This is a genomic window from Exiguobacterium sp. LL15 (genome assembly GCF_024436095.1).
In the GTDB taxonomy this organism is placed as follows: domain Bacteria; phylum Bacillota; class Bacilli; order Exiguobacteriales; family Exiguobacteriaceae; genus Exiguobacterium_A; species Exiguobacterium_A indicum.
This window is the reverse complement of sequence record NZ_JANFNX010000005.1, coordinates 16,961-26,230: the sequence shown is the minus strand read 5'-3', so window position 1 is coordinate 26,230 and position 9,270 is coordinate 16,961. Positions and strand designations below refer to the sequence as shown.

General features: G+C 46.7%; 14 protein-coding genes. All 14 read left to right on the top strand.

All coding sequences use genetic code 11. From position 1 onward, the window contains the following. Positions 1–13 precede the first annotated feature (13 nt). Positions 14–2,092 (top strand): elongation factor G, encoded by a 2,079-nt coding sequence (gene fusA / locus NOM72_RS15615; protein ID WP_029343088.1) that lies wholly within the window; start codon positions 14–16, stop codon positions 2,090–2,092. A 117-nt stretch (positions 2,093–2,209) separates the two neighbouring features. After that, positions 2,210–3,397 (top strand): elongation factor Tu, encoded by a 1,188-nt coding sequence (gene tuf / locus NOM72_RS15610; protein WP_023466627.1) that lies wholly within the window; start codon positions 2,210–2,212, stop codon positions 3,395–3,397. 316 nt (positions 3,398–3,713) lie between these two features. Continuing rightward, positions 3,714–4,022, top strand: a complete 309-nt coding sequence (gene rpsJ / locus NOM72_RS15605; RefSeq protein WP_029343090.1) for a 30S ribosomal protein S10 — start codon at positions 3,714–3,716, stop codon at positions 4,020–4,022. Positions 4,023–4,090: 68 nt separating this feature from the next. Beyond that, a complete protein-coding gene (gene rplC, locus NOM72_RS15600) occupies positions 4,091–4,717 on the top strand; it encodes a 50S ribosomal protein L3 (RefSeq protein WP_023466629.1) in 627 nt (208 codons plus the stop codon). A 29-nt stretch (positions 4,718–4,746) separates the two neighbouring features. Then, complete coding sequence (rplD, locus tag NOM72_RS15595; protein WP_023466630.1) at positions 4,747–5,370, top strand: 50S ribosomal protein L4; 624 nt, start codon at positions 4,747–4,749, stop codon at positions 5,368–5,370. Then, positions 5,370–5,654, top strand: a complete 285-nt coding sequence (gene rplW / locus NOM72_RS15590) for a 50S ribosomal protein L23 (protein WP_023466631.1) — start codon at positions 5,370–5,372, stop codon at positions 5,652–5,654. The genes rplD and rplW overlap by 1 nt, the downstream gene beginning before the upstream one ends. Positions 5,655–5,686: 32 nt before the next feature. Continuing rightward, positions 5,687–6,517, top strand: coding sequence for a 50S ribosomal protein L2 (gene rplB / locus NOM72_RS15585; RefSeq protein ID WP_023466632.1), 831 nt, complete (start codon positions 5,687–5,689; stop codon positions 6,515–6,517). A 63-nt stretch (positions 6,518–6,580) separates the two neighbouring features. Continuing rightward, the gene (gene rpsS / locus NOM72_RS15580) at positions 6,581–6,859 is read left to right on the top strand and encodes a 30S ribosomal protein S19 (protein WP_012369013.1); all 279 of its coding nucleotides are present in this window, start codon (positions 6,581–6,583) and stop codon (positions 6,857–6,859) included. A gap of 20 nt (positions 6,860–6,879) precedes the next feature. Further along, complete coding sequence (rplV, locus tag NOM72_RS15575; protein WP_012369014.1) at positions 6,880–7,212, top strand: 50S ribosomal protein L22; 333 nt, start codon at positions 6,880–6,882, stop codon at positions 7,210–7,212. Between the two features lie 12 nt (positions 7,213–7,224). After that, a complete protein-coding gene (gene rpsC / locus NOM72_RS15570) occupies positions 7,225–7,881 on the top strand; it encodes a 30S ribosomal protein S3 (protein WP_023466633.1) in 657 nt (218 codons plus the stop codon). Between the two features lie 33 nt (positions 7,882–7,914). Continuing rightward, positions 7,915–8,352: a 50S ribosomal protein L16 gene (rplP, locus tag NOM72_RS15565; RefSeq protein ID WP_012369016.1), complete on the top strand. Its 438-nt coding sequence runs from the start codon at positions 7,915–7,917 to the stop codon at positions 8,350–8,352. Beyond that, complete coding sequence (gene rpmC / locus NOM72_RS15560) at positions 8,339–8,542, top strand: 50S ribosomal protein L29 (protein WP_012369017.1); 204 nt, start codon at positions 8,339–8,341, stop codon at positions 8,540–8,542. The genes rplP and rpmC overlap by 14 nt, the downstream gene beginning before the upstream one ends. A 31-nt stretch (positions 8,543–8,573) precedes the next feature. Then, the gene (gene rpsQ / locus NOM72_RS15555; RefSeq protein ID WP_023466634.1) at positions 8,574–8,837 is read left to right on the top strand and encodes a 30S ribosomal protein S17; all 264 of its coding nucleotides are present in this window, start codon (positions 8,574–8,576) and stop codon (positions 8,835–8,837) included. 48 nt (positions 8,838–8,885) lie between these two features. Beyond that, on the top strand, positions 8,886–9,254 hold the full coding sequence (gene rplN / locus NOM72_RS15550) for a 50S ribosomal protein L14 (RefSeq protein ID WP_012369019.1): 369 nt from the start codon (positions 8,886–8,888) through the stop codon (positions 9,252–9,254). Positions 9,255–9,270 lie beyond the last annotated feature (16 nt).

Here is a 9,270-nt window from a genome sequence, read left to right as displayed (position 1 = left end):
AGAATGTTTAAAGATGGCAAGAGAATTCTCCCTTAAGAACACTCGTAACATCGGGATCATGGCTCACATCGATGCTGGTAAAACAACAACGACTGAGCGTATCCTGTATTACACGGGTCGTATCCACAAGATTGGTGAAACGCACGAAGGTGCTTCACAAATGGACTGGATGGAGCAAGAGCAAGAGCGTGGGATCACGATTACATCAGCAGCAACAACTGCTCAATGGAAAGGTAACCGCGTAAACATCATCGATACACCTGGACACGTAGACTTCACAGTTGAGGTTGAACGTTCACTTCGCGTACTTGATGGTGCGGTAGCAGTACTTGACGCTCAGTCTGGTGTTGAGCCACAAACTGAGACAGTATGGCGCCAAGCTACAACTTATGGCGTACCACGTATCGTTTTCGTTAACAAAATGGATAAAATCGGTGCAGACTTCTTGTACTCGGTTGGAACGCTTCGCGAACGCCTCCAAGCGAACGCACACGCGATCCAACTTCCAATCGGTGCGGAAGATGAATTCAAAGGAATCATCGACCTCGTCGAACAGAAAACATACATGTACGGCAACGATCTCGGAACTGACATCGAAGTGACTGACGGTTTCCCAGCTGATCTCGCTGATCAAGCTGAAGAACTCCGTGGATCATTGATCGAAGCAGTTGCGGATTACGAAGAAGAATTGATGATGAAATACCTCGAGGGTGAAGAAATCACAATCGACGAGTTGAAAGCGGCTATCCGTAAAGCAACTCTGACAGTTGACTTCTATCCTGTACTCGTAGGTTCGGCATTCAAGAACAAAGGTGTTCAGCTTATGCTTGACGCAGTTCTCGATTACCTCCCATCACCAATCGACGTTAAAGCGATCTCAGGTATCGACATGGATACGGATGAAGAAATCGTGCGTGAGTCTTCGGACGAAGCACCATTCTCTGCACTCGCGTTCAAAGTCATGACTGACCCTTACGTCGGTAAACTTACATTCTTCCGTGTGTACTCTGGTACAGCTTCGGCAGGATCGTACGTTAAAAACTCAACAAAAGGCAAACGTGAGCGTCTTGGACGTATCCTTCAAATGCACGCAAACAGCCGTGAAGAGATCCCGATGGTATACGCGGGTGACATCGCTGCAGCTGTAGGTTTGAAAGATACAACTACTGGAGATACGCTTTGTGCAGAGAAAGACAACGTCGTTCTCGAATCAATGACATTCCCAGAACCAGTTATCTCGGTCGCTATCGAACCAAAAACGAAAGCTGACCAAGATAAAATGGGTCAAGCCCTCGCTAAGCTTGCTGAAGAGGATCCAACGTTCCGCACTGAAACAAACCCAGAGACTGGTCAAACGATCATCTCAGGTATGGGTGAGCTTCACCTCGACATCATCGTTGACCGTATGCGTCGCGAGTTCAAAGTTGAAGCAAACGTTGGTGCTCCACAAGTAGCTTACCGTGAAACGATCCGCCAAGCGGCGAAGATCGATTCGAAGTTCGCTCGTCAATCTGGTGGTCGTGGTCAGTATGGTCACGTCGTCGTAGAATTCGAGCCGAACGAAGAAGGCGCTGGCTTCGAGTTCAACAACAAAATCGTCGGTGGTGTTGTTCCACGTGAATACATCCCAGCGGTTGAGCACGGAATCGAAGAAGCACTTCAAAACGGTATCCTTGCTGGTTACCCGGTCGTTGACGTAAAAGCTTCACTCGTCTTCGGATCGTACCACGATGTCGACTCAAACGAGATGGCATTTAAAGTTGCGGCTTCAATGGCAGTCAAACAACTCAAAGATAAGAGCGGCGCTGTTATCCTTGAGCCAATGATGAAAGTTGAAATCGTCATCCCAGACGAATACATGGGAGACATCATGGGTGATGTTACATCACGCCGTGGTCGCGTAGAAGGTATGGAAGCACGCGGTAACGCTCAAGTTGTCCGTTCAATGATTCCACTTTCTGAAATGTTCGGATACGCTACTGGTCTTCGTTCACGCACACAAGGTCGCGGAACGTACTCGATGCACTTCGATCACTACGAAGAAGTACCGAAATCAGTTGCGGAAGAAATCATCAAAAAAGCGAACGGCTAATCCTTCACAGGTTGTCACGCTTTTATGATTAGTGTAAGCTAAGGAAGGTGTACGTTATCTTACGACTCACCTTCCTAGTTATAAAAAATTATTAGACACATAGAGGAGGAATTCAGAATGGGTAAGGAAAAATTCGACCGTTCTAAACCGCACGTTAACGTTGGTACAATCGGCCACGTCGACCACGGTAAAACAACTTTAACAGCAGCTATCTCAGCTGTACTTGCAAAAGCACAAGGTAAAGCTGCAACTAAGTTTGACCAAATCGATGGTGCTCCAGAAGAGCGCGAGCGCGGTATCACAATCGCAACAGCTCACATCGAGTACGAAACAGAAAAACGCCACTATGCACACGTTGACTGCCCAGGTCACGCTGACTATGTTAAAAACATGATCACTGGTGCTGCACAAATGGACGGCGCGATCCTCGTTGTTTCTGCAACAGATGGTCCAATGCCACAAACACGTGAGCACATCTTGCTTTCACGTCAAGTAGGTGTTCCTTTCATCGTAGTATTCATGAACAAAGTTGACATGGTTGACGACGAAGAGCTTCTTGAGCTCGTCGAAATGGAAATCCGTGAGCTTCTTTCTGAGTACGACTTCCCAGGTGATGACCTCCCAGTTATCCAAGGTTCTGCTCTTGGCGCGCTTAACGGCGAAGCTAAATGGGAAGAAAAAATCATGGAACTCATGGCAGCTGTCGATGAGTACATCCCAGAACCAACTCGTGACACTGAAAAAGACTTCATGATGCCAGTTGAGGATGTCTTCTCAATCACTGGTCGTGGTACAGTTGCTACTGGCCGCGTTGAGCGTGGAGTTCTTAAAGTCAACGACGAGATCGAAATCGTTGGTCTTCACGAAGAAACTAAAAAATCAGTATGTACTGGTGTAGAGATGTTCCGTAAGCTTCTTGACTATGCTGAAGCTGGCGACAACATCGGTGCTCTTCTCCGTGGTGTATCACGTGACGACATCGAGCGTGGACAAGTTCTCGCGAAACCAAACACAATCACACCACACAAAAAGTTCAAAGCGCAAGTTTACGTTCTTTCTAAAGAAGAGGGTGGCCGTCACACGCCATTCTTCGCGAACTACCGCCCGCAGTTCTACTTCCGTACAACTGACGTAACTGGTATGGTTCAACTTCCAGAAGGTACTGAAATGGTTATGCCTGGGGACAACATCGAAATGACTGTTGAACTCATCGCACCAATCGCTCTTGAAAAAGAAACTCGTTTCTCAATCCGTGAAGGTGGCCGTACAGTAGGCGCTGGATCAGTTACAGAAATCGTTGAGTAATTTTTAAGACAAAGGTCTTCCGTCTCCCGTGGCGGAAGACCTTTTTTCATTTCTTTGAAAACAGTCTTGCAACATGGTCTGACATCTTATATACTGAGGAAAGTGTTTGTGCGAGTGGTGAGAGACTTGAATACATATTCTATTTTATTAGTGCTTGCATTCTTGCTGGTGATTCAGTATGATAGAATATGTTGGTCACAAACACAACGCGATGAAGCGGGAGGTTATGACACACCAGGCGGCATTGCCATGGCTAGTGTGGAAATTTCCGCGGAGAATGTCTATTTACAAAATAGGCGAAAAGGAGGGAAATAACATGGCAAATGAAAAAATTCGGATCCGTTTGAAAGCATACGATCACCGCGTGCTTGATCAATCGGCTGAGAAAATTGTCGACACAGCAAAACGTTCAGGTGCTACTGTATCTGGTCCGATCCCACTCCCAACGGAGAAAGCGGTCTACACAGTACTTCGTGCCGTTCACAAGTACAAAGATGCTCGTGAGCAGTTCGAAATGCGTACACACAAACGTTTGATCGACATCGTTAACCCAACACCGAAAACTGTTGATGCGCTTATGCGTCTCGAACTTCCATCGGGCGTTGACATCGAAATCAAACTTTAATTTTTCTTCTATAGATAGTTGATACTAGCCAGAAGATCAAAATCATTCAATATTAGGAGGTGTATCTCATGGCTAAAGGAATCTTAGGAACTAAACTCGGTATGACACAAATCTTCAACGAGTCAGGCGAAGTCGTCCCTGTTACTGTCGTTTCAGTCGAAGGTAACGTTGTTCTTCAATTGAAAACAACGGAAGTTGACGGTTACGAAGCAGTCCAACTCGGCTTTGGTGATATCAAAGAAGGTCGTCAAAACAAACCGCAAAAAGGTCACGCTGCGAAAGCAAACGCGACACCTAAGCGCTTCATTAAAGAAATCCGTACATCAGTAGCAGATTTCGAAATCGGTCAAGAGATTAAAGCAGATACTTTCGCTGCAGGCGAAATGGTTGATGTAACAGGTACGTCGAAAGGTAAAGGTTTCGCTGGTGCAATCAAGCGTCACAACCAATCACGTGGTCCAATGGCTCACGGTTCGCGTTACCACCGTCGCCCAGGTTCAATGGGTCCTGTTGCTCCTAACCGTGTATTCAAAGGGAAATTGCTCCCTGGACGCATGGGTGGAGAGCAAATCACTGTTCAAAACCTTGAAATCGTAAAAGTTGATGCAGAACGCGGCTTACTCCTCGTCAAGGGTGCTATCCCAGGCGCACGTAAGAGCCAAGTTGTCATCAAAACTGCGGTTAAAGGCAACTAATCCGTTTGCAAGGAAAGGAGGAATAACGAATGCCTAAAGTAGCTTTGCTTAACCAAACAGGTACACAAGTTGGAGACATCGAGCTCGCAGATGCCGTTTTCGGAATCGAGCCAAATGAAGCAGTCGTATACGATGCAATCGTCATGCAACAAGCTTCACGTCGCCAAGGTACACATGATACAAAAGGTCGCTCGGAAGTTCGCGGTGGCGGCCGTAAACCATGGAAACAAAAGGGTACTGGTCGTGCACGCCAAGGTTCGATCCGTTCGCCACAATGGGTTGGCGGTGGAACAGTCTTCGGTCCAACACCACGTTCGTACGCTTACAAACTTCCTAAAAAGGTTCGTCGTCTCGCACTTCGTTCAGCACTTTCTTCGAAAGTCGCTAACAACGAGTTCATCGTTCTTGAAGGATTGACAATCGATGCTCCTAAAACTAAGGACATGATCGCAGTATTCGCTGCTCTTTCAATTGAACGTAAAGTTCTCGTCGTTACTGCTGATTACAACGAGTCAGTCGTTCTTTCAACACGCAACATCCCAGGTGTCACAGTCGTTGACGCTGCAGGTGTAAACGTCCTTGATCTTGTCGCTCATGACAAAGTCATCATTACGAAGGACGCTGTTGCGAGAGTAGAGGAGGTGCTTGCATAATGGCACACACACACGACATTATCAAACGTCCTGTCATTACTGAACGTTCAGTAAACCAAATGGCTGAGAAAAAGTACACATTCGAAGTAGACGTGAAGGCATCTAAGACTCAAATCAAAGATGCAGTTGAAGCGATCTTCGGAGTGAAAGTTGACAAAGTCAACACATTGATCTCAAAACCAAAAGCAAAACGCGTAGGTCGTCACGCTGGTTACACAGCACGCCGCAAAAAAGCGGTCGTCACGCTTACTGCAGATAGCAAAGAACTCGATTACCTCGGTTAATCGGAACTCTGTAGAAAAGGAGGGAACTCTCGATGGGAATTAAAAAGTTTAAACCGACCACTAACGGTCGTCGTAATATGACTGCACTCGACTTTGCTGAGATTACGGCTTCACGTCCTGAAAAATCGTTAACTGAAAAGCTTTCGAAAAAGGGCGGACGTAACAACCAAGGTCGCTTGACAGTACGTCACCAAGGTGGCGGACACAAACGTAAATATCGTATCATCGACTTCAAACGGAACAAGGATGGCATCGCTGGTCGTGTCGCTACAATTGAGTACGATCCAAACCGCTCTGCTAACATCGCATTGATCCACTACATCGATGGTGAAAAACGCTACATCCTCGCACCGAAAGGCTTGAAAGTAGACATGCAAGTCATGGCTGGACCAGAAGCTGACATTAAAGTCGGTAATGCTCTTCCACTTTCAAACATCCCAGTCGGTACGTTGATCCACAACATCGAACTTAAGCCAGGTAAAGGTGGTCAGCTCGTTCGCGCAGCTGGTACTTCTGCTCAGCTTCTCGGTAAAGATGGTAAATACGCGATCGTTCGTCTTCAATCAGGCGAAACTCGTATGATCCTTGCTACTTGCCGTGCAACAGTCGGCGCTGTCGGTAATGAAGAGCACGAGCTCGTCAATATCGGTAAAGCTGGTCGTTCACGCTGGCTCGGAAAACGTCCTACAGTTCGTGGTTCTGTCATGAACCCAGTCGATCACCCACACGGTGGTGGTGAAGGACGTGCTCCAATCGGTCGTTCGGGCCCACTTACTCCTTGGGGTAAACCGGCACTCGGATACAAAACTCGTAAGAAAAACAAAGCGAGCGATAAATATATCGTCCGTCGTTCTAAAAAATAATTACATGATTTCTGGACGGTTCGTAGGAACCGTTCCTGAATCATGCCAAAGGGAGGTACAACTATGGGTCGCAGCTTGAAAAAAGGTCCATTCGCAGATCACCATCTGCTCGCTAAGGTTGATAAAGCCAACGAAGCTGGTGACAAACATGTCATCAAAACTTGGTCACGCCGCTCGACAATCTTCCCAGAGTTCATCGGTCACACGATCGCTGTCTACGATGGTCGTAAACACGTACCGGTTTACGTGACAGAAGATATGGTCGGTCACAAACTTGGTGAATTCGCTCCAACACGTTCTTACAAAGGACATGCTGGAAACGATAAGAAAACGAAACGTTAATCTGAGGGGAGGTACTCATTATGCAATCAAAAGCATCGGCTAATATGGTTCGCATTGCTCCTCGTAAGGCACGTCTCGTAGTAGACTTAATCCGCGGGAAGCAAATCGGCGAAGCACTTTCGATTCTTGCTTACACGAACAAGGCAGCAACGCCAATCGTTGAGAAAGTATTGAAATCGGCAATCGCGAACGCTGAGCACAACTTCGACATGAACATCGAAAACCTCGTAGTCACTGAGGCTTACGTAAACGAAGGTCCAACGCTCAAACGTTTCCGCCCACGTGCAATGGGTCGCGCAAGCCGCATCAACAAACGTACGAGCCACGTTCACATCGTGGTATCTGAAAAATAAGGAGGGATTACCGTGGGTCAGAAGATTAACCCAACTGGTCTTCGCGTAGGTATCATCAAAGACTGGGAATCACGTTGGTTCGCAGATAAAGACTATGCTGATCTCCTTCATGAAGACTACGTAGTTCGTGAATATATCGAAAAACGTCTTAAAGACGCTAGTGTCTCTAAAGTAGAAATCGAGCGCGCAGCTAACCGCTTGAACATCTCACTTCACACTGCTAAGCCTGGTATGGTTATCGGTAAAGGCGGTTCTGAAATCGAAACACTTCGTAAAGACATCACTAACCTTGCAAAAGGCAAACGCGTTCACGTTAACGTCGTTGAAGTGAAAAACCCGGATGCAGTTGCTAAGCTCGTCGCTGAGAACATCGCTCGCCAACTTGAAGGTCGCGTATCGTTCCGTCGTGCTATGAAGCAATCAATCCAACGCTCAATGCGTTCTGGTATCAAAGGAATCAAGACTGAAGTTTCTGGTCGTCTTGGTGGCGCTGATATCGCTCGTTCTGAGAAGTATTCGGAAGGAACAGTTCCACTTCATACACTCCGTGCAGACATCGATTACGGTACTGCAGAAGCTGATACAACTTACGGCAAAATTGGCGTAAAAGTATGGCTCCACCACGGTGAAGTGCTTCCTACGAAAAAAGCAGCAGCAAACGAAGAATAATCCACATCCGTCTAGGGAAGGAGGCAACACAACATGTTGTTACCAAAACGTGTAAAATATCGTCGTGTTCACCGCGGCAACATGCGTGGTAAAGCGAAACGTGGTACTACAGTACACTTCGGCGAGTTCGGTATCCAAGCTCAAGAAGCTAGCTGGATCACTAGCCGTCAAATCGAATCAGCGCGTATCGCGATGACTCGTTATATGAAACGTGGTGGTAAAGTGTGGATCAAGATCTTCCCACACAAGCCATACACTAAAAAACCTCTTGAAGTCCGAATGGGTTCAGGTAAAGGTGCTCCGGAGGGCTGGGTAGCAGTCGTCAAACCGGGTAAAGTAATGTTCGAAATCGCAGGAGTATCGGAAGAGATCGCACGCGAAGCTCTCCGTCTTGCATCACACAAACTTCCAGTAAAATGTAAGTTCGTAAAACGTGAAGAAAATGGTGGTGATACGAATGAAAGCAACTGATCTCCGTCAGCAAACAACTGAAGAGCTTAACGGTAAAGTCGGTTCGTGGAAAGAAGAGTTGTTCAACCTTCGTTTCCAACTCGCGACTGGTCAGCTTGAGAACCCTGCTCGTATCCGTGAAGTGCGCAAGTCGATTGCACGCGCGAAAACCGTTCTTCGTGAACGCGAACTCGGCATCAACAACGCATAATTCACTCGGATTCTGAGAGGAGGAACACTCAATGGAACGCACTAACAACCGCAAAGTGTTAACTGGACGCGTCGTTTCTGACAAAATGGACAAAACGATCGTAGTTACAGTTGAAACAAAAGTAAAGCACAAGCTTTACGGCAAACGCGTAAACTACTCTAAAAAGTACAAAGCGCATGATGAAAACAACACAGCTAAAATCGGTGATGTTGTACGCATTCAAGAAACACGTCCATTATCTAAGGACAAACGTTTCCGTCTCGTAGAAGTCATTGAAGAAGCAGTAATCATCTAAACTCTAATTAGTTCGGGTGAATAAACATCCGGAGGGAGGTACAATCGTATGATTCAACAAGAATCTCGCTTAAAAGTAGCAGACAACTCAGGAGCTCGTGAAGTCTTGACGATCAAAGTCCTCGGTGGTTCTGGTCGTAAAACTGCTAACATCGGTGACGTTATTGTTTGTACAGTAAAACAAGCAACACCAGGTGGCGTTGTCAAAAAAGGTGAAGTTGTACGCGCAGTAGTCGTTCGTACTAAACGTGGCGTTCGTCGTAAAGACGGTTCGTACATCCGTTTTGACGAAAACGCAGCAGTCATCATCAAAGATGACAAAAGCCCACGTGGCACACGTATCTTCGGACCAGTCGCACGCGAACTTCGTGAAAAAGACTTCATGAAGATCGTCTCGTTGGCACCGGAAGTACTTTAATTCCAAAGAATTCCTA

What these genes read in the sequence shown, in the direction of transcription:
- fusA (WP_029343088.1), top strand. Translation starts at nt 14, where the DNA reads ATGGCAAGAGAATTCTCCCTTAAGAACACTCGTAACATCGGGATCATG.
- tuf (WP_023466627.1), top strand. Translation starts at nt 2,210, where the DNA reads ATGGGTAAGGAAAAATTCGACCGTTCTAAACCGCACGTTAACGTTGGT.
- rpsJ (WP_029343090.1), top strand. Translation starts at nt 3,714, where the DNA reads ATGGCAAATGAAAAAATTCGGATCCGTTTGAAAGCATACGATCACCGC.
- rplC (WP_023466629.1), top strand. Translation starts at nt 4,091, where the DNA reads ATGGCTAAAGGAATCTTAGGAACTAAACTCGGTATGACACAAATCTTC.
- rplD (WP_023466630.1), top strand. Translation starts at nt 4,747, where the DNA reads ATGCCTAAAGTAGCTTTGCTTAACCAAACAGGTACACAAGTTGGAGAC.
- rplW (WP_023466631.1), top strand. Translation starts at nt 5,370, where the DNA reads ATGGCACACACACACGACATTATCAAACGTCCTGTCATTACTGAACGT.
- rplB (WP_023466632.1), top strand. Translation starts at nt 5,687, where the DNA reads ATGGGAATTAAAAAGTTTAAACCGACCACTAACGGTCGTCGTAATATG.
- rpsS (WP_012369013.1), top strand. Translation starts at nt 6,581, where the DNA reads ATGGGTCGCAGCTTGAAAAAAGGTCCATTCGCAGATCACCATCTGCTC.
- rplV (WP_012369014.1), top strand. Translation starts at nt 6,880, where the DNA reads ATGCAATCAAAAGCATCGGCTAATATGGTTCGCATTGCTCCTCGTAAG.
- rplP (WP_012369016.1), top strand. Translation starts at nt 7,915, where the DNA reads ATGTTGTTACCAAAACGTGTAAAATATCGTCGTGTTCACCGCGGCAAC.
- rpmC (WP_012369017.1), top strand. Translation starts at nt 8,339, where the DNA reads ATGAAAGCAACTGATCTCCGTCAGCAAACAACTGAAGAGCTTAACGGT.
- rpsQ (WP_023466634.1), top strand. Translation starts at nt 8,574, where the DNA reads ATGGAACGCACTAACAACCGCAAAGTGTTAACTGGACGCGTCGTTTCT.
- rplN (WP_012369019.1), top strand. Translation starts at nt 8,886, where the DNA reads ATGATTCAACAAGAATCTCGCTTAAAAGTAGCAGACAACTCAGGAGCT.